This is a genomic window from Cupriavidus sp. OV096, from assembly GCF_900115455.1.
Taxonomy (GTDB): Bacteria; Pseudomonadota; Gammaproteobacteria; order Burkholderiales; family Burkholderiaceae; genus Cupriavidus.
In genome coordinates this window covers 331,590-350,792 of record NZ_FOWM01000001.1, presented here as the reverse complement: position 1 = coordinate 350,792, position 19,203 = coordinate 331,590, and the positions used below count along the sequence as shown (strand labels likewise).

The window sequence follows — 19,203 nt, the reverse complement described above, 5'->3', positions numbered from 1 at the left end:
GCCATCCACAGACGGCCCACCGAACGGGATCACCGCGCGGACCACCGAGGAGACACGGGATGCACGACGCCCTGACACACCCCACGCACCCAGCGCGTACGCTCACGCCGCTGCGCGAGTTCATCACCGGCCTCTCGGCGCTGCTCGACCAGCAGCCCGATGAGCCCCGCATCCTGGCCGAAGGCGGCGCGCTGCTTGCCACGCTGGTGGCGCGCGACGACTGGCTGCCCGACGCCTTCGCCCAGCCGCACCCTGAGTACTACCAGCAGGTCCTGCTCCATTGCGATTCCGCCGAGCGGTTCTCGATCGTCAGCTTTGTCTGGGGGCCGGGGCAGCGCACGCCCATCCACGACCACACGGTCTGGGGGCTGATCGGCATGCTGCGCGGGGCCGAGTATTCGCAGCCGTACCGGATCGATGCCGAAGGCCGCCCGCAGTTGGACGGCGCGGCCACGCGGCTGGAGCCGGGCCACGTGGAGGCGGTGTCGCCCACGGTGGGGGACATCCACCGTGTGCACAACGCCTACGAGGACCGCGTCTCCATCAGCATCCACGTGTACGGCGCCAATATCGGCGCGGTGCGGCGGCACGTCTACCCGGAGGCGGGCGAGCGCAAGCCGTTTATCTCCGGCTATTCCAATTCCACCCTGCCCAATCCCTGGGATCGATCGAAGGAACCCGTTTCGTCATGACCGCTTTGCCCTCCGTCATTCCCGCCGTGTTTCCCGCCGTCTCCAGCCTGTCCGTGCGGCAGGCGCTGCTCGGCCGCGCCGAGATCGCGCTGATCGACGTGCGCGAGGAAGACCCCTACGCCCAGGAGCATCCGCTCTGGGCGGCGAACTTCCCGCTCTCGAAGCTCGAACTGGAAGCGTGGCGACGGATTCCGCGCCGCGACACGCGGATCGTCGTCTATGGCGAGCATGCCGGTGAGGATCTGGCGCCGCGCGCGGCGGCGGTGCTGCACGGGTTGGGCTATACGGATGTGTCGCGGCTGGACGGCGGGCTGGCGGCCTGGATCGCCGCCGGCGGCGAGGTGTTCCGCGACGTGAATGTGCCGAGCAAGTCGTTCGGCGAGCTGGTGGAGGCGAAGCGCCATACGCCGTCACTGGCCGCGCAGGAAGTGCAGGCGCTCATCGACGAACGTGCCGATGTGGTCATCGTGGACGCGCGCCGCTTCGACGAATACCAGACCATGAGCATCCCCACGGCCACCAGCCTGCCCGGCGCGGAACTGGTGTTGCGCGTGCGGGAACTGGCGCCGGACCCGCAGACGCGGGTCATCGTGAACTGCGCGGGCCGGACGCGCAGCATCATCGGCACGCAATCCTTGATCAATGCCGGCCTGCCGAACCCGGTGGCGGCGCTGCGCAACGGCACCATCGGCTGGACGCTGGCGGGGCAGACCCTCGACCACGGCGCCAGCCGGCGCGCGCCGGTGGCGGTGGACGCCGCCCACCGCGAGCGGGCCCGTAGCGGCGCCCGGGCGATTGCCGACAAGGCCGGCGTGCAACGGATTGCCCACGACGCCGTGGCGACGCTGGCCCAGCCGGGGCGGACGCTGTACCGCTTCGACGTCCGCACGCCCGAGGAATACGCCGATGGCCACCTGCCGGGCTTCGCCAGCGCGCCGGGCGGCCAGCTGGTGCAGGAAACCGACCACAGCGCCCCGGTGCGCGGCGCACGGATCGTGCTGGCCGACGACGACCACGGCGTGCGCGCCGACATGACGGCTTCGTGGCTGGCGCAGATGGGCTGGGAAGTATTCGTGGTGGAGCCGGCGGGCGAACATGCTCGCAGCGAGCGCGGCACGTCGGCGGCGCCGGTGCCGGAAGCGGATGCCGTCGATTCCGTCTCGCCAGCCGAACTCGCGAAATGGCTAGAGGATGCGAGCGAGGGCGACATCGCCGTGCTCGACGTGACGGCCAGCGCCAATTACGTCAAGCGCCATATCCCAGGCGCCTGGTTTGCCATCCGCGCCCAACTGGCGCAGGCGCTGGCGACGATCCCTCCGGCAAAACGCTATGTGCTGACCTGCGGCACCAGCCAGCTCGCCCGCTTTGCGGCGGCGGACCTGAAGCGGCTCACATCGGCGCAGGTGGTGGTGCTGGAAGGTGGCACCACGGCCTGGATCGACGCTGGCCTGCCGCTGGAATCCGGCGAAACCCGCCTCGCCGTGCCGAGAACCGACCGCTACCGCCGCCCGTACGAAGGCACCGACAACGCATCGGCCGCCATGCAGGCCTACCTCGACTGGGAATTCGGCCTCATCGCCCAACTCGACCGCGACGGCACGCACTTCTTCGAGGTGGTTTGACGACGGGCTAAGCCCGCGGCTGCAACGCAATCAACGCCATGCCGGCAAGGCACACCACCGCGCCGGCCACATCCCAACTCGTCAGCCGCACCCCATCCACCACCCGCAACCACACCAGCGCCACGACGATATACATGCCGCCATAGGCGGCATACGTCCGCCCGGCAGCGGTGGGGTGGAGGGTTAGCAGCCAGGCGAACAGGGCGAGGGAAATTGCGGCAGGGATTAGCAGCAGCGCGCTCTTCCCCTGCTTGAGCACCAGCCACGGTAGGTAGCAACCGACGATCTCGGCAACAGCGGTGATGGCGAAGAGAAGGGTGAGGCGGAGCATTTAGGGAGGGAAAGCGGACGGGATGGCGCGATTGTGCCAGAGGGCACCGTGCATCAACTTCGGCGGCGCCCCAAAGCAAAAAGGACCTGGGCTTTCGCCTCAGATCCTTTTTGGTCACCGTATTCTGGTGGGTGGTACAGGGATTGAACCTGTGACCCCTGCCGTGTGAAGGCAGTGCTCTACCGCTGAGCTAACCACCCCTTGCTGCGTCGGCGTCGTTGTTGCGTGACGTCGTGCAGTGGAGAAACGAGATTATGCAGATGCCGCAGTATCTTGTAAAGCCCTTTTTTCGGCATTCCGCGAAAAACTTCGCGGGTTACTGCAGCGTCGGCGTCGCTTCGGCGGCGTCCTGCCAGACGGTCTTGCCGCCGCTGGCCTTGTCGAGCTCCTTCAGCACGCCCATGTGGGCGGTGACTTCGTCGTCGGTGGCCAGCAGCACGGGCAGGGTCAGGGCGGAGAGGTCCGCCGCGGCCTGGGCGCCGGCGCCGTGGGGGCCGGCGTCGAGCATGTCGATGACCAGCGAGTTCTGGCCGCGCGTCATGGCCAGGTAGACCTCGGCGAGCAGTTCCGCGTCCAGCAAGGCGCCGTGCAGGGTGCGGTGGGCGTTGCTGATGCCGAGGCGGTCGCACAGAGCATCGAGCGAATTCCGCTTGCCCGGGAACATCTGGCGCGCCTCGCGCAGCGTATCGATCACGTTGGCGGCGTGCGAGCGGAAGGGCTGGTGGCCCAGCCGCTGGAATTCCATGTCGAGGAAGCCCAGGTCGAACGCCGCGTTGTGGATGATCAACTCGGCGTCCTGCACGAATTCGCGGATGTCGTGGACGACTTCGGCGAATTTCGGCTTGTCGGCCAGGAAATCGAGCGTGATGCCGTGGACGGCGATGGCGTCCTCGTGGATGTCGCGCTCGGGGTTGACGTAGTAGTGCAGGTGGCGGCCGGTCAGGCGCCGGTTCACCAGTTCCACGCAGCCAATTTCGATCAGGCGATCGCCGGTGGCGTGGTTCAGGCCGGTGGTTTCGGTGTCGAGAACGATCTGTCGCATGGCGGGCATTCTAACGGAGACGGGGTGGTTACACGGCGATGGACGCCACGCCGCGATTCGCCAGCGCGTCGGCCCGCTCGTTGCCCGGGTGGCCATTGTGGCCGCGCACCCAGTGCCAGGAGATGGTGTGCGGCTGGCGCGCTTCGTCGAGTTGCTGCCACAGGTCGGCGTTCTTCACCGGCTTCTTGTCGGCCGTCTTCCAGCCGCGCGCCTTCCAGCCGGTGATCCACTCGCTGATGCCTTTCTGGACGTATTGCGAGTCCGTATAGACCTGGACCACGCACGGACGCTTCAGGGAGCGCAGCGCCTCGATCACGGCCATCAGCTCCATGCGGTTGTTGGTGGTCGGGTTCTCGCCGCCGAACAGTTCTTTCTCATGGGTGCCCGCGATGAGCACGGCGCCCCAGCCGCCGGGGCCGGGGTTGCCCTTGCAGGCACCGTCGGAGTAAATCGTAACTTCTTGCATGGCGTGGTCGATGGGTTCAGCGATGGTCGCGCGGCGTCTTGCCGTGCGTGCCGGTGGGCGTGGCCACCGGGGCGGAGACTGGCGCCAGCGCGGATTTCGGACTTTTCCAGGCCGGGCCGACGAGTCGGATGTTCTTCACCCGCTTGACCGCCGAGATCATGTAGACGGCGCCGAAGATGGGCCACCAGCGGTCGCCGGCCTTCTCCATGAACGCGCTGCGTTGCAGCCAGCGCTCGGTGCGGTAGGGCGGGCAGTAGCAGCCAAAGCGGCCGCGAATGATATCGAACCCGAGCAGCTTGAGCCAGTCCTTGATGCGAACGAAACCCATGGTCTGGGCGTCGCTGGGCAGGAAGGGCAGGGCGCCGAGCCGGTTCAGGCCCTGGCGGGCGCCCCACAGGCTCATCGGGTTGAAGCAGGTCACCACGATGCGGCCTTCGGGCATCAGCACGCGGGAGACCTCGCGCAGCACTTCGTGCGGATCTTCCGAGAATTCCAGGATGTGGGGCAGGGTGACGAGGTCGATGCTCTGGGTGTCGAACGGCAGCTCGTCGAAGCGGCACAACAGTTGGCGGGCGTCCGGATGGGCGTCGCGCGGGCCGTGGGGGCCGGCGCGGCCGTCCAGCGCCAGTGCCGAGAACGGCATACGGTTCTCGCGCAGCGTGTCGATGGCGGGCAGGCCCATCTGCACGGCGTGATAGCCGAAGATGTCCGCCACGACCTGGTCGTACTGGCGCGACTCCCATTCCAGCACGTACTGGCCGGGCGGCGAGGCGAGCCATTCTTCCCAATCTATAATCGGTCGGTTGGACATAGGAGCACTCATGTTGAAAGTGGAGCCAATCCCCGCATTCCAGGACAACTATATCTGGGCGATCCATGACGGGCATAGCGCCGCCATCGTCGACCCCGGCGAGGCTGCGCCCGTGGCGCGATTCCTGGCCGAGCGCGGGCTGGCACTGGGCGCTATTGTAATCACCCATCACCATGGCGATCACCAGGGTGGGGTGGCGGACCTGCTGGCGGACCATCCCAAGGGGCCCGATGGCGCCCCGGTGCCGGTGGTCGGGCCGGCCGGCGAACGTATCGGCCACCGCACCCAGGCGGTGCGCGAGGGCGACACGGTGACGCTGCGCCATCCGGCTGCCACCTTCCGGGTGATCGACGTACCGGGGCACACCGCCGGCCATGTGGCCTATGCGGGCGACCTGCCCGGCGCCGGCCCGGTGGTCTTCTGCGGCGACACCCTGTTCGCCAGCGGCTGCGGGCGGCTGTTCGAGGGCACGCCGGCGCAGATGCTGGCCTCGCTGGACAAGCTCGCCGCGCTGCCGGGCGACACCCGCGTCTACTGTGCCCACGAGTACACGCGCAGCAATGTGCGCTTTGCGCAGGCGGTGGAGCCGGCCAATGCGGACCTCGCCGCCTGGGCGGCCCGCGTGGATGCGCTGCGCGAAGCTGGCACGCCCACCGTGCCGACTACCGTGGCGCACGAGCGCGCGGTCAATCCGTTCCTGCGCTCGCGCGAGCCGGCAGTGCGCCGGGCCGTCCAGGCCCAGGGGGCGGATATGAGTACCGACGCGGCGGCTTTCGGCGCGCTGCGCGGCTGGAAGGACAACTTCCGCTGACCCCGGGCCGGCGCGCGGGGAGGGATCGAAAAGGACATCGAATTTGTCCGAAACAGGCCGGCAGATCGGCCGATCGCGGGAAAATCTCATTGACGCCAACGGGGCTTTTCCATAGGATCGGGCCACCTTTTTTGGCGTCACTTCAGAGAAATTCATGCAATTTGGTCGATTTCTGGCGGTAGTTGCGTGTGCGGCGCTGGTTGCAGCCTGCGCCAGCACACCCACCCCGCCCGCCGGCGAGATGGCCGGCACGACGACCGCCCTCGAATCCGGTCCGCCCAAGGACCCGCTCAATACGCTCAACAGCACCGGCAGGGCCGGCTCGCTGGCCAGCACCACCGTGGTCAACGTGGACCAGGTCAGCCTCGACTGGCTGCGCGGCCCGTCGAACGATATCTGGGACCGCATTCGCCGTGGCTTTGCCATGCAGGACCTCGAGGGCACGCTGGTCGACGACCGCACCCAGTGGTACGCGGCACGCCCTGACTATATGGAGCGGATGGTGGGGCGGTCGAGCCGCTACCTGTACCACATCGTGGAAGAGTTGGAGCGGCGCAAGATGCCCACGGAACTGGCCCTGCTGCCGTTCGTGGAGAGCGCGTTCAATCCGCAGGCGGAATCCACGGCCAAGGCGGCCGGCATGTGGCAGTTCATCCCGAGCACGGGCAAGTCCTACAACCTCAAGCAGAACATGTTCCGCGACGAGCGGCGCGATGTGCTGGCTTCCACGGATGCCGCGCTCGACTATCTCTCGCGCCTGTACGACATGTTCGGCGACTGGCACCTGGCCCTGGCCGCGTATAACTGGGGCGAGGGCGCCGTGTCGCGGGCCATCGCGCGCAACCAGGCGCGCGGGCTGCCCACGGACTACGCCAGCCTGACCATGCCGAACGAGACGCGCTACTACGTGCCCAAGCTGCAGGCGGTGAAGAACATCATCGCCAACCCGGCCGCGTACGGCGTGAAGCTGCCCGAGATCCCCGATCACCCGTATTTCGTCACGGTGACCACCTCGCGGGACATCGACGTGGCGCTGGCCGCCAAGCTCGCCAACATGCCGCTGGACGAGTTCAAGGCGCTGAACCCCTCGTTCAACCGCCCGGTGATCCTCGGCGCGGCCAATCCGCAGATCCTGCTGCCGTTCGATAACGCCGAGCGCTTCCAGTTCAACCTCAATACGTACCGGGGCGGGCTGTCGAGCTGGACGGCGGTGACCGTGGACAGCCGCGAGCGCGTGGAGTCGCTGGCCGCGCGGCTCAATGTCGATGCGGACACGCTGCGTGAGATCAACCGCATTCCCAAGGGCATGCGCCTGAAGGCCGGCTCGACGGTGATGATTCCGCGCTCGGAGCGGCATGACCAGGACATCAGCGCCTCGCTGGTGGACACGGCGATGCTGTCCGTGGAGCCGGATGTGCCCGATGCCAAGCGCATCGTCGTGCGGGCCAGCCGGCGCGATACGGTGGTGTCGGTGGCGCGCCGCTACGGTGTTTCGCCGCGCCAGGTGCAGTCGTGGAACAAGCTGTCGGGCAGCAAGCTTGTGGCGGGCCAGAGCCTCGTGCTGATGGTGCGGCCCAACTCGCCGGCCGCCGCCCGCGCCGCGCGTGACGACGATGACGACACCCCGGTGCGTGCCGCCACCCGTGGCAAGCCGGAGCCCAAGGGCCACACCGTCAACAAGTCCGCCAAGGCGGAAAAGACCGAGAAGGCCGAGCCGCGCAAGCGCGTGGTGGTGGAAGCCACCCCGCGCAAGGGCGCGGCCAAGCCCGCATCCAAGGCCGCGCCGGCCAAGGTCGTGCGCGAGGCCAAGCCGTCGCCGGCGCCCAAGGCCAGCGCCAGCAGCAAGAGCAAGGTCCACTGAGACCGGGAGACGCCGCGCCCCTTCCATGGCGGCGCGGCGTCTCTTTCCCCGCCGTCTTCGCCCCGAGTTTCACCCCCAGCTTCACCCCGAGCTTCACCCCATTTCCCCCGATAGACCGGCGCCGCACGCGCTGGCACACTGGTCGTCGACCAAAGACACGCCGGATAAGGCGGAGGAGACACACCATGACGGCAAGCCGTGCCCTGCATGCGCGATCGCTGTCCGACCCGGCGGGGTTCTGGGCGGAACAGGCGAAGCGGATCGACTGGGAAACGCCCTTCGAAACGGTACTCGACGACAGCCGGCCGCCCTTCGCCCGGTGGTTCGTCGGCGGGCGCACCAACCTCTGCCACAACGCCATCGACCGCCATCTGGCGGACCGCGCCGGCCAGCGCGCGCTGATCTACGTGTCGACGGAGACGGACCAGCAGCGCGTCTACACCTACGCCCAGCTCCATGACGAAGTGCAGCGCATGGCCGCCATCCTGCAGGGGCTCGGCGTGGGCAAGGGCGACCGCGTGCTGGTGTACATGCCGATGATTCCCGAGGCGATGTTCGCGATGCTGGCCTGCGCCCGCATCGGCGCCGTGCATTCGGTGGTCTTCGGCGGGTTTGCCTCGGTGAGCCTCGCCGCGCGCATCGACGATGCCAAGCCGAGCGTGATCGTCAGCGCCGACGCGGGCTCCCGCGCCGGCAAGGTGGTGCCCTACAAGCCGTTGCTGGACGAGGCGATCCGGCTGGCCGGCCATCATCCCGACAAGGTCCTGCTGGTCAATCGTGGCCTCGCGGACATGCCGGTCACCGCTGGCCGCGACGAGGACTACGCCGCCTGGCGCGAGCGCGTGGCCGGGCAGGTGGTGCCCTGCGCGTGGCTGGAGTCGAGCGAGCCTTCGTACGTGCTCTACACCTCCGGCACCACCGGCAAGCCGAAGGGCGTGCAGCGCGACACCGGCGGCTATGCGGTGGCGCTGGCCACGTCGATGGAATACATCTTCTGCGGCAAGCCCGGCGACACGATGTTCACGGCATCGGATATCGGCTGGGTGGTGGGGCACAGCTACATCGTCTACGCGCCGCTGCTGGCGGGCATGGCCACGGTCATGTACGAAGGCACGCCGATCCGGCCCGATGGCGGCATCCTCTGGCAGATCGTGGCGGAGCACGGCGTGAACATCATGTTCAGCGCGCCCACGGCGATCCGCGTGCTCAAGAAGCAGGACCCGGCGCTGCTGCGGCGCAACGACCTGTCCAGCCTGCGGCTGCTGTTCCTGGCCGGCGAGCCGCTGGACGAACCTACCGCGCGCTGGATCCAGGACGGCATCGGCAAGCCCGTGGTGGACAACTACTGGCAGACCGAGTCCGGCTGGCCGATCATCGCCATCCAGCGCGGCGTGGAGCCGCTGCCGCCCAAGCTCGGCTCCCCCGGCGTACCGGCCTATGGCTACGACCTGCGCATCGTGGATGAGGTGACCGGCGAGGAATGCGCGCCGAACCAGAAGGGCGTGGTGGCCATCGACTATCCGCTGCCGCCGGGCTGCATGAGCACGATCTGGGGCGACGACGCGCGCTTCGTGAAGACCTACTGGTCCGCCGTGCCGAATCGCCAGTGCTACTCGACCTTCGACTGGGGCGTGCGCGACGAAGACGGCTACGTCTTTATCCTGGGCCGCACCGACGATGTGATCAACGTGGCGGGGCACCGGCTGGGCACGCGCGAGATCGAGGAAAGCCTGTCCTCGCACGCCGGCGTGGCCGAGGTGGCCGTGGTGGGCGTGCAGGACGCGCTCAAGGGGCAGGTGGCGATGGCGTTCTGCATCGCCCGTGACGCGGCGCGCACCGCTACGCCGGCGGACTGCCAGGCGCTGGAGGGCGAGCTGATGAAGACGGTGGACCAGCAACTGGGCGCGGTGGCGCGGCCGGCGCGGGTCTATTTCGTCAACGCACTGCCCAAGACGCGTTCCGGCAAGTTGCTGCGCCGCGCGATCCAGGCCGTGGCCGAGGGCCGCGACCCCGGCGACCTGACCACAATTGAGGATCCCACAGCACTTGAGCAGGTCAAGACCGCCATGGCGGGCTGACTGTCTATATATATAGGGGCGAAGTCTGCACGGCTCGGGGAGGCATCCTTCGACCGCGCAGATTTCGCTTGCCACGACTTCCCATGCGGCCTAATATTTTAAGCATCAAATATTTAACCATGATGTAGTGAGGCGACCCTATGCGCGTGCTTTGCATTGGTGGTGGGCCATCGGGCCTGTATTTCGGGCTGCTGATGAAGCTGCAGGACCCCGCCAACGACGTAGTGGTGGTGGAGCGCAACCGGCCGTACGACACGTTCGGCTGGGGCGTGGTGTTCTCCGATGCCACGCTCGAGAACCTGCGCCAGGCCGACCCCGTGAGTGCGCGCGAGATCGACGCCGCGTTCAACCACTGGGACGACATCGACATCCACATCGGCGGCCGCACCATCCGCTCGGGCGGCCACGGCTTTATCGGCATCGGCCGCAAGCGGCTGCTGAACATCCTCCAGGCGCGCTGCGAGGCGCTGGGCGTGCGGCTCGTGTTCGAGACCGATGTGGCCGATGACCAGGCGCTGGCGCGCCAGTACGGCGCCGATCTGGTGATTGCCTGCGATGGGATCAACAGCCGCATCCGCACGCGTTACGCCGAGACCTTCGCACCGGACATCGACACCCGCCAGTGCCGCTTCGTCTGGCTCGGCACGCACAAGCTGTTCGACGCCTTCACGTTCGCGTTCGAGAAGACCGAGCACGGCTGGTTCCAGGCTCACGCGTACCGCTTCGACGACACCACGTCCACGTTTATCGTCGAAGCCCCGGAGCGCGTCTGGCGCGACGCTGGCATCGAGCAGATGAGCCAGGAAGAGGGCGTGGCCTTCTGCGAGCGCCTGTTCGCGCGCCATCTGGACCGCCATCCGCTCATCAGCAACGCCACCCATCTGCGCGGCTCGGCCAACTGGATTCGCTTCCCGCGTGTGATCTGCCATCGCTGGGTGCACTGGAACACGCTGGACGATGGGCGCCGGGTGCCGGTCGTGCTGATGGGCGACGCGGCGCATACGGCGCATTTCTCGATCGGCTCGGGGACCAAGCTGGCGCTGGAGGATGCAATCGACCTCGCCAACGCCATCGGACGCGCGCACGGCGGCATCGACGGCCTGCCCGAGGCGTTGACGCACTATGAGGCCACTCGCAGCGTGGAGGTGCTCAAGATCCAGAACGCCGCGCGCAACTCCACGGAATGGTTCGAGAACGTGGAGCGCTACGCGGACAGCCTCGCGCCGGAGCAGTTCGCCTACTCCTTGCTCACCCGCTCGCAGCGCATCTCCCACGAGAACCTGCGCGTGCGCGATGCCGGCTACGTGGCGGACTTCGAACAATGGCTGGCCGCCCAGGCCGGCGTGCCGCCCGAGACGCTGCACCTGCGCGCCGCCGATCCCCAACACGGCCTGCCGCCGATGTTCACGCCGTACCGCGTGCGCGGCGTCACCCTCAAAAACCGCGTGGTGGTCAGCCCGATGGCGATGTATTCGTCGGTCGATGGCGTGCCGGGCGATTTCCACCTCGTGCACCTGGGCGCGCGGGCGCTGGGCGGGGCGGGCATGGTCGTGGCCGAGATGACCTGCGTGTCCCCGGACGCGCGGATCACGCCGGGCTGCCCCGGGCTGTGGAACGACACTCAGCGCGATGCGTGGCGCCGGATCGTCGATTTCGTCCACGCCAACAGCGACGCGAAGATCGCCATCCAGCTGGGCCATGCGGGCCGCAAGGGCTCGACCCAACTGGGCTGGGAGAAGATGGACTATCCGCTGGCCGAGGGCAACTGGCCGCTGATCTCCGCGTCGCCGCTGCCCTATCTGCCCGGGATCTCGCAGATGCCGCGCGAGATGACGCCCGCCGACATGGCGCAGGTGCGCGATGACTTCGTGGCCAACGCGCGCCGCGCGGCGGAGGCGGGCTTCGACTGGCTGGAGTTGCACTGCGCCCACGGCTACCTGCTCTCCAGCTTCATCTCGCCGCTGACCAACCTGCGCACCGATGCCTATGGCGGCACGCTGGCGAACCGGCTGCGCTTTCCGCTCGAAGTCTTTACCGCCGTGCGCGCGGTCTGGCCGGCGGAGCGGCCGATGTCGGTGCGGATTTCCGCGCACGACTGGGTGGAGGGCGGCATTACCGCCGACGACGCGGTGGCCATCGCGCGCGCGTTCAAGGCGGCCGGCGCGGACATGATCGACTGCTCTTCCGGGCAGGTCAGCCCCGATCAGGCGCCCGTCTATGGCCGGATGTACCAGACGCCGTTCGCGGACCGCATCCGCAACGAGGCTGGCATTGCGACGATTGCCGTCGGCGCCATCTTCGAGGCCGACCATGTGGACAGCATCGTCGCAGCGGGCCGGGCCGACCTGTGCGCGATTGCCCGCCCGCATCTGGCCGACCCGGCCTGGACGCTGCACGAGGCCGCGCGGCTCGGCTTCCGCGACGTAACCTGGCCGAAGCAGTACGTGGCCGGCAAGCGCCAGCTCGAAACCAATATGGAGCGCGCGGCGGCCACGGCCGGCGTGCCGCCGGGGAAGTGACCATGAGCCTATCCCCATCGCCATCATTGACTGGCAAGCACGCGCTCGTCACCGGCGGCGGACGCGGCATCGGGGCCGCCATCGCGCGTCAGTTACTGGGCGAAGGGGCCAGCGTGACGCTGCTGGGCCGCGACGCTGCCACGCTCGACGCCACCGTCACCGCGCTGCAGGCGCACCGGCTCGGCGACGCCTCGGTGGGCGCCGTGTGCGCCGACATCGCCGAGCCCGCCAGCGTGGAAGCCGCCTTTGCCGCCGCCACCGAGGCGCGCGGCGCCATCACCGTGCTGGTCAACAACGCCGGGCAGGCGCACAGCGCGCCGTTCGGCAAGACTGATCTCGCGCTGTGGCAGCGCATGCTCGACGTCAACCTGACCGGCACCTTCCTGTGCACGCAGGCCGCGCTGCCGGCGATGCTGGACGCGGGCTGGGGGCGCATCGTCAACGTGGCGAGCACGGCAGGGCTGATCGGCTACGGCTACGTCAGCGCCTACTGCGCGGCCAAGCACGGCGTGATCGGCCTCACGCGGGCGCTGGCGCTGGAGCTGGCCGCCAAGGGGATCACCGTCAACGCGGTCTGCCCCGGCTACACCGAAACCGACATCGTGCGCGACGCGGTGGCGAATATCGTCGGCAAGACCGGCCGCACCGAGGCCGAGGCCCGGGCCGAACTGGCCGCACGCAATCCGCAGCGCCGGCTGGTGCAGCCGGACGAGGTGGCCGATGCCGTGGCGTGGCTGTGCCGCCCCTCGGCGTCCGCCATCACCGGGCAGGCCGTGCCCGTGGCGGGCGGCGAGGTCATGGCCGGCTGACATCGAACAAATTCGAGAACAAATTCGAGAGCGAGAGAGACAACCCATGAGCGAGATTGCACTGCACATGCACCACCACAAGCGCCCGTTTGCCGACTACCAGCCCAGGCACTTCCTGTGGACGGTGTCCGGCGACGGCAAGGTGGCCACCATCACGCTGAACCGGCCAGAGCGCAAGAACCCGCTGACCTTCGATTCGTACGCGGAGCTGCGCGACCTGTTCCGCGGTCTCTGCTACGCCACCGACATCAAGGCCGTGGTGGTGACCGGCGCGGGCGGCAATTTCTGCTCGGGCGGCGATGTGCACGAGATCATCGGCCCGCTCACCAAGATGAGCATGCCCGAGCTGCTCGATTTCACCCGCATGACAGGCGACCTGGTCAAGGCGATGCGCGCCTGCCCGCAGCCGGTGATCAGCGCCATCGACGGCATCTGCGCCGGGGCCGGGGCGATGATGGCGCTGGCCTCGGATCTGCGCCTCGGCACCCCGCAGGCGAAGACGGCCTTCCTGTTCGTGCGCGTGGGGCTGGCCGGCGCGGACATGGGCGCGTGCTCGCTGCTGCCGCGCGTGATCGGACAGGGCCGGGCGAGCGAGCTGCTCTACACGGGCCGCGCGATGACCGCCGAGGAAGGCCAGCAATGGGGCTTCTTCAACGCGCTGCACGCGCCGGACGCCGTGCTGGCCGCTGCCCAGACGCTGGCCGCCCAGATCGCGGCGGGGCCGACCTTTGCCCATGGCGTGACCAAGAAGCTGCTGCATCAGGAATGGAACATGGGGCTGGACGAAGCCATCGAGGCCGAGGCCGAGGCGCAGGCCATCTGCATGCAGACGAAGGACTTCCGCCGCGCCTACGACGCCTTCGTGGCGAAGCAGAAGCCGGTATTCGAGGGCGATTGAGGCTGATTGAGGCCGGGGAGCATCCATGAGCGACAAGACCTACATCGACCTGCCGTTTTTCGACGATGCGCACCGGACGCTGGAGCGCGACCTGGACGCGTGGTGCGGCACCGCGCTGGCCCACGTCGATCACACCGATACGGACGCCGCCTGCCGCGCGCTGGTGCGGCAACTCGGCGACGCCGGCTGGCTGCGCTACTGCGTGCCGGCCGCCCATGGCGGCGCGCTGCCGGCGCTGGACTCGCGCGCGCTGTGCCTGCTGCGCGAAACGCTGGCCCGCCACGATGGGCTGGCCGACTTCGCCTTCGCGATGCAGGGACTGGGCTCGGGCGCGATCACGCTGGCCGGCAGCGACGCCGTGCGCGCCCACTACCTGCCGCGCGTGGCCCGCGGCGAGGCCATCGCCGCGTTCGCGCTGTCGGAGCCCGAAGCCGGCTCCGATGTGGCGGCGATGCAATGCAGCGCGCGGTTGTCCGAGGACGGCAGCCACTACGCGCTGAACGGCAGCAAGACGTGGATATCGAACGGCGGCATCGCCGATTTCTACTGCGTGTTCGCCCGTACCGGCGAGGCGCCGGGCGCGCGCGGCATCACCGCCTTCGTGGTGGATGCCGACACGCCGGGCCTGCGCATCGCCGAGCGGATCGACGTGATCGCCCCGCATCCGCTGGCCACGCTGCAATTCGACGATTGCCGCGTGCCCGTGGGCCAGCGGCTGGGCGAGGCGGGGCAGGGCTTCAAGGTGGCGATGATGACGCTCGACATCTTCCGCGCCTCGGTGGCGGCGGCCGCGCTGGGCTTCGGCCGGGCCGCGCTGGACGATGCGCTGGCGCGCGCCACCAGCCGCCCGATGTTCGGCGGCGTGCTGGCGGACCTGCAACTGACGCAGGCCGCCATCGGCGACATGGCCACGGCGGTGGATGCCGCCGCGCTGCTCACCTACCGTGCCGCGTGGCTGCGCGACGTGCGCGGCGTGCGCACCACCCGGGAGGCAGCCATGGCCAAGATGGTGGCCACCGAGAACGCCCAGCAGGTCATCGACCGTGCCGTGCAGATGTTCGGCGGGCTCGGGGTGAAGGTCGGCACGCGCGTGGAAAGCCTGTATCGCGAGATCCGCTCGCTGCGGATCTACGAGGGCGCCACCGAGGTGCAGAAGCTGATCATCGCGCGCGAGACGCTGGCCGCGGCCGAGCGCAGCCGGTCGTAAATCGACGAAAACAGGAGAGACAAGCATGGTCGCCCCCGCCCCTGCCACCGCCGCTTCCACTTCCACTTCCACTTCCACGCGCGATACCGTGGTCGACACCTTCGCTCGCGACCGCCTGCCGCCGCCCGAGCAATGGCCCGAATTCCGCTTCAACGCCGACACCACCTATCCGGCGCGGCTGAACGCCGCCGAGGCGCTGGTGGACCACCACGTGGCAGCCGGGCAGGGCGCCCGCGTGGCCATTCGGCACGAGCGCGACGGCCGCATCGAGACCGTGACCTATGCCGAACTGGCCGCGCTGGTCAGCCGCATTGCCCATGTGCTGGTGGAAGACATGGCGCTGGTGCCCGGCAACCGCGTGCTGCTGCGCGGGCCGAACAACCTGATGATGGCGGCCTGCTGGCTGGCCACGCTCAAGGCCGGGCTGATCGCCGTGCCGACCATGCCGCTGCTGCGCGCGAAGGAGCTGAAGCAGGTCATCGACAAAGCCGAGGTGGGCGCGGCGCTCTGCGATGCCCGGCTTCAGGCCGAACTCGACGCTAACCGGCTGGCCGGCGGAGAGCACTTCTGCCCCAGCCTGAAGACGGTGCGCTACTTCAACGGCACCGGCCCGGACGCGCTGGAGACGGCGCTGGCCAGCAAGCCCGACACCTTCACCGCCTGCGACACCGCTGCCGACGACACCTGCCTGATCGCCTTCACCAGCGGCACCACCGGCCAGCCCAAGGGCACGATGCACTTCCACCGCGACGTGCTGGCGATGTGCGACCTGTTCCCGCGCCATGTGCTCAAGCCCACGGCGGACGACATCTTCTGCGGCACGCCGCCGCTGGCGTTCACCTTTGGGCTGGGTGGGATGCTGTGCTTTCCGCTGCGGATCGGGGCGAGCACGGCGCTGGCCGAGAAGCTCACGCCCGAGACGCTGCTGCAGCTGATCCAGGACCATCGCGCCACCATTGTCTTCACGGCGCCGACCTTCTATCGCCAGATGGCGACGCTGGCGCCCCAGTTCGACCTGTCCAGCCTGAAGAAAAGCGTCTCCGCCGGCGAGGCACTGCCGGACGCCACGCGCCAGGCGTGGAAGGCGGCCACCGGCATCGAGATGACCGATGGGCTGGGCGGCACCGAGATGATGCACATCTTCATCTCCAGCGCCGGCGCCGACGTGCGCCCCGGCGCGGTGGGCCGCGTGGTGCCGGGCTACGAGGCCCGCATCGTCGATGAAGCCATGCAGCCGGTGCCGCCGGGCACGGTCGGCAAGCTGGCCGTGCGCGGGCCCACGGGCTGCCGCTACCTGGACGACCCGCGCCAGACCAACTACGTGCGCGATGGCTGGAACCTGCCGGGCGACACCTTCCTGGCCGACGCCGATGGCTACTACTTCTATCAGGCGCGCTCGGACGACATGATCATCTCGGCCGGCTACAACATCGCCGGACCCGAGGTGGAAGGCACGCTGATGCGCCACGAGGCCGTGGCCGAGTGCGGCGTGGTGGGCGCGCCGGACCCGGAGCGCGGGCAGGTGGTGATGGCCTACGTGGTGCTGCGCCCCGGCGTGGAGCCCGGCGACGCCATGCGCGCCGCGCTGCAGGCCTACGTGAAGCGCGAGATCGCGCCCTATAAATACCCGCGCCGGATCGAGTTCGTGGCCGCGCTGCCGCGCACCGAGACGGGCAAGCTGCAACGGTTCCGGCTGCGCCAGCTGGCGACCGAGACCGCCGAGACCGGCGCGGAAGGCACCAAGCCATGAGTGACGTGTTCCGCAACACGGTGCGGGTGCGCTTCAAGCACTGCGACACGGCCGGCATCGTGTTCTATCCGCGCTACTTCGAGATGCTCAACGACTTCATCGAAGACTGGTTCGCCGATGGGCTCGACTGGCCGTTCGACGCCATGCACCTCGCCGGCCACGCCGGCGTGCCGACCGCCGAACTGCAATGCCGCTTTACCGCGCCGAGCCGGCTGGGCGAACTGCTGACCCGCGAGTTGCGTGTGACGCACATCGGACGGACCAGCTTCGCCATCGACACCCGCTTCGCCGGGCCGGCCGCCGAGACGCGCCTGACCGTGGGCCAGCGGCTCGTCTGCGTCGATACCCAAACCATGACGCCAACGCCGCTGCCCGACCGGGTACGCATCGCGATGGCGCGTTTCCTTCATCCCCACGCATAACCGGATCGTCATATGTTGAAAACGCTGCAACCGCCCGACTGGGCACCGCCCCGGGGCTACGCCAACGGCATCCTCGCCGAGATGACGGTAGGCAGCCGCCTGATCTTCGTCGGCGGTCAGATCGGCTGGAATGCCCAGTGCGAGTTCGAGACCGACGACTTCGCGCTGCAGGTCGCGCAGACCCTGCGCAATATCGTTGCGGTGCTGGCGGCGGGCGGGGCTCGCCCCGAGCACATCGCGCGCATGACCTGGTACGTGAAGGACAAGGCCGCGTACGTGGGCGCGTACAAGGACATCGGTCAGCACTATCGGGAAATCATCGGCCGGCACTTCCCGGCGATGACGGCGGTGGAGGTGGCGGACCTCGTGGAGCCGCGCGCCCAGGTGGAGATCGAGGTCACGGCGGTGGTGCCGGCGGACATGTCGGCAGGTTAGTGGCGGCGCTGTATATAACCGATCACGGCAGGGCTTGCCATCGCAAGTCCTTGAAAACTTGAGAAATTGGGCACGGCGGGATATAATTCGAAAGTTTCGCTTTCAGAACCCTTCACCCTAGCGCCTACCGTATTCCACCTTCCGCCGCCCCATCCGCGCGCGCCGTTCGTGCACTACAAAAAGTGACGAATGAGACGCAGCCGGCCGGTCCCTCGCCCATGCGCGCGAGGCGCCGCCCCGGGGCACGAGGCGTTGAGCAGGTCGGTCACGGGGTGAGTCCAGCAGGAGCCTACCCGTGTTACCGTCTTTTCCGTCCGCCATTCTCGCGCTTGCAGACGGCACGGTCTTTCGTGGCTATTCCATCGGCGCTTCCGGCCATACCATCGGCGAAGTGGTGTTCAACACCGCTCTCACCGGTTACCAGGAAATCCTCACCGACCCGAGCTATTCCCGGCAGATCGTCACGCTGACGTATCCGCATATCGGCAATGTCGGGGTGAATCGTGAGGACGTCGAAGCCACGAAAGTCCATGCCGCCGGCCTGATCATCAAGGATCTGCCGATTCTGGCCTCGAGCTTCCGCAAGGAACACACGCTCGCCCACTACCTCAAGCAGGAAAAGGTGGTGGCCATTGCCGGCATCGATACCCGCAAGCTGACCCGTATCCTGCGCGAGAAGGGTGCCCAGAACGGCTGCATCCTGGCTGGCGAGGACAACGTCCAGCGCGCCATCGACCTGGCCCGCTCGTTCCCCGGCCTGGCCGGCATGGACCTGGCCAAGGTGGTGTCGGTCAAGGAACCGTACGAGTGGACCCAGAACGAGTGGAAGCTCGGCGAGGGCTACGGCAAGCTGGACAAGCCGCAGTTCCACGTGGTGGCCTATGACTACGGCGTCAAGTTCAACATCCTGCGCATGCTGGCCGAGCGCGGCTGCAAGGTCACGGTGCTGCCGGCCCAGGCCAGCGCCGCCGATGCCCTGGCGCTGAATCCGGACGGCATCTTCCTGTCCAACGGCCCCGGCGACCCCGAGCCGTGTGACTACGCCGTGGCTGCCACGCGTGAGTTCATCGCCCGTGGCATTCCCACCTTCGGCATCTGCCTGGGTCACCAGATCATGGCCCTGGCCGTGGGCGCCAAGACCCTCAAGATGAAGTTCGGCCACCATGGCGCGAACCATCCGGTCAAGGACATGGACGATGGTCGTGTGGTGATTACGTCGCAAAATCACGGTTTTGCCGTGGATGCCGACACGCTGCCGGCCAACGTGCGCGTCACGCATACGTCGCTGTTCGACGGCTCGCTGCAGGGCTTCGCGCTGACGGACAAGCCGGCGTTCTGCTTCCAGGGTCACCCGGAAGCATCGCCCGGCCCGCACGACGTGGCCTACCTGTTCGACCGCTTCATCAAGCTGATGAAGGACGCGAAGCAGTAAGCCGCCGCGAACGAGAA

17 protein-coding genes and 1 tRNA gene are annotated in these 19,203 nt (G+C 68.3%); 13 read left to right on the top strand and 5 right to left on the bottom strand.

Features of this window, described 5'->3' with window-relative positions; translation table 11 throughout:
• The first annotated feature begins 59 nt into the window (after positions 1 to 59).
• Positions 60 to 692, top strand: coding sequence for a cysteine dioxygenase family protein (locus BM115_RS01615; RefSeq protein WP_092289844.1), 633 nt, complete (start codon positions 60 to 62; stop codon positions 690 to 692).
• The gene (locus tag BM115_RS01610; protein WP_092289842.1) at positions 689 to 2,314 is read left to right on the top strand and encodes a rhodanese-related sulfurtransferase; all 1,626 of its coding nucleotides are present in this window, start codon (positions 689 to 691) and stop codon (positions 2,312 to 2,314) included. Before BM115_RS01615 ends, BM115_RS01610 begins: the two co-directional genes overlap by 4 nt.
• 7 nt (positions 2,315 to 2,321) lie before the next feature.
• On the opposite strand, the gene BM115_RS01605 is transcribed toward BM115_RS01610, so the two are convergent.
• The 5 genes from BM115_RS01605 to BM115_RS01585 form a co-directional block, all read right to left on the bottom strand.
• Positions 2,322 to 2,645: a YnfA family protein gene (locus tag BM115_RS01605; RefSeq protein ID WP_092289840.1), complete on the bottom strand. Its 324-nt coding sequence runs from the start codon at positions 2,643 to 2,645 to the stop codon at positions 2,322 to 2,324.
• Positions 2,646 to 2,770: 125 nt separating this feature from the next.
• Positions 2,771 to 2,845 (bottom strand) — tRNA-Val (locus tag BM115_RS01600).
• Between the two features lie 116 nt (positions 2,846 to 2,961).
• Positions 2,962 to 3,687, bottom strand: coding sequence for a DNA polymerase III subunit epsilon (gene dnaQ, locus BM115_RS01595; RefSeq protein ID WP_092290837.1), 726 nt, complete (start codon positions 3,685 to 3,687; stop codon positions 2,962 to 2,964).
• Positions 3,688 to 3,715: 28 nt separating this feature from the next.
• Positions 3,716 to 4,153, bottom strand: a complete 438-nt coding sequence (gene rnhA, locus BM115_RS01590) for a ribonuclease HI (protein ID WP_092289838.1) — start codon at positions 4,151 to 4,153, stop codon at positions 3,716 to 3,718.
• 16 nt (positions 4,154 to 4,169) lie between these two features.
• On the bottom strand, positions 4,170 to 4,964 hold the full coding sequence (locus BM115_RS01585) for a class I SAM-dependent methyltransferase (protein WP_092289837.1): 795 nt from the start codon (positions 4,962 to 4,964) through the stop codon (positions 4,170 to 4,172).
• Between the two features lie 10 nt (positions 4,965 to 4,974).
• Between BM115_RS01585 and gloB the strand changes: the two genes are divergently transcribed.
• The 11 genes from gloB (at position 4,975) to carA (ending at position 19,186) form a co-directional block, all read left to right on the top strand.
• A complete protein-coding gene (gene gloB, locus BM115_RS01580) occupies positions 4,975 to 5,775 on the top strand; it encodes a hydroxyacylglutathione hydrolase (protein ID WP_092289835.1) in 801 nt (266 codons plus the stop codon).
• Between the two features lie 154 nt (positions 5,776 to 5,929).
• Entirely contained in the window at positions 5,930 to 7,636 is a 1,707-nt protein-coding gene (locus tag BM115_RS01575; RefSeq protein ID WP_092289833.1) for a transglycosylase SLT domain-containing protein, read from the top strand.
• A gap of 185 nt (positions 7,637 to 7,821) precedes the next feature.
• The gene (locus BM115_RS01570; RefSeq protein WP_092289831.1) at positions 7,822 to 9,714 is read left to right on the top strand and encodes a propionate--CoA ligase; all 1,893 of its coding nucleotides are present in this window, start codon (positions 7,822 to 7,824) and stop codon (positions 9,712 to 9,714) included.
• A 140-nt stretch (positions 9,715 to 9,854) separates the two neighbouring features.
• Positions 9,855 to 12,233, top strand: a complete 2,379-nt coding sequence (locus tag BM115_RS01565; protein ID WP_092289829.1) for a bifunctional salicylyl-CoA 5-hydroxylase/oxidoreductase — start codon at positions 9,855 to 9,857, stop codon at positions 12,231 to 12,233.
• A 2-nt stretch (positions 12,234 to 12,235) separates the two neighbouring features.
• On the top strand, positions 12,236 to 13,042 hold the full coding sequence (locus tag BM115_RS01560) for an SDR family NAD(P)-dependent oxidoreductase (protein ID WP_092289827.1): 807 nt from the start codon (positions 12,236 to 12,238) through the stop codon (positions 13,040 to 13,042).
• A 46-nt stretch (positions 13,043 to 13,088) separates the two neighbouring features.
• Positions 13,089 to 13,940 (top strand): enoyl-CoA hydratase family protein, encoded by an 852-nt coding sequence (locus tag BM115_RS01555; protein WP_092289825.1) that lies wholly within the window; start codon positions 13,089 to 13,091, stop codon positions 13,938 to 13,940.
• A 25-nt stretch (positions 13,941 to 13,965) separates the two neighbouring features.
• Positions 13,966 to 15,147, top strand: coding sequence for an acyl-CoA dehydrogenase family protein (locus BM115_RS01550; RefSeq protein WP_092289823.1), 1,182 nt, complete (start codon positions 13,966 to 13,968; stop codon positions 15,145 to 15,147).
• A gap of 25 nt (positions 15,148 to 15,172) precedes the next feature.
• Positions 15,173 to 16,897 (top strand): AMP-binding protein, encoded by a 1,725-nt coding sequence (locus tag BM115_RS01545; RefSeq protein ID WP_092289821.1) that lies wholly within the window; start codon positions 15,173 to 15,175, stop codon positions 16,895 to 16,897.
• Positions 16,894 to 17,319, top strand: coding sequence for an acyl-CoA thioesterase (locus tag BM115_RS01540; protein WP_092289819.1), 426 nt, complete (start codon positions 16,894 to 16,896; stop codon positions 17,317 to 17,319). The genes BM115_RS01545 and BM115_RS01540 overlap by 4 nt, the downstream gene beginning before the upstream one ends.
• Positions 17,320 to 17,331: 12 nt before the next feature.
• Complete coding sequence (locus BM115_RS01535) at positions 17,332 to 17,754, top strand: RidA family protein (protein WP_092289817.1); 423 nt, start codon at positions 17,332 to 17,334, stop codon at positions 17,752 to 17,754.
• A 295-nt stretch (positions 17,755 to 18,049) separates the two neighbouring features.
• Positions 18,050 to 19,186, top strand: coding sequence for a glutamine-hydrolyzing carbamoyl-phosphate synthase small subunit (carA, locus tag BM115_RS01530; protein WP_092289815.1), 1,137 nt, complete (start codon positions 18,050 to 18,052; stop codon positions 19,184 to 19,186).
• The last annotated feature ends 17 nt before the right edge of the window (positions 19,187 to 19,203 follow it).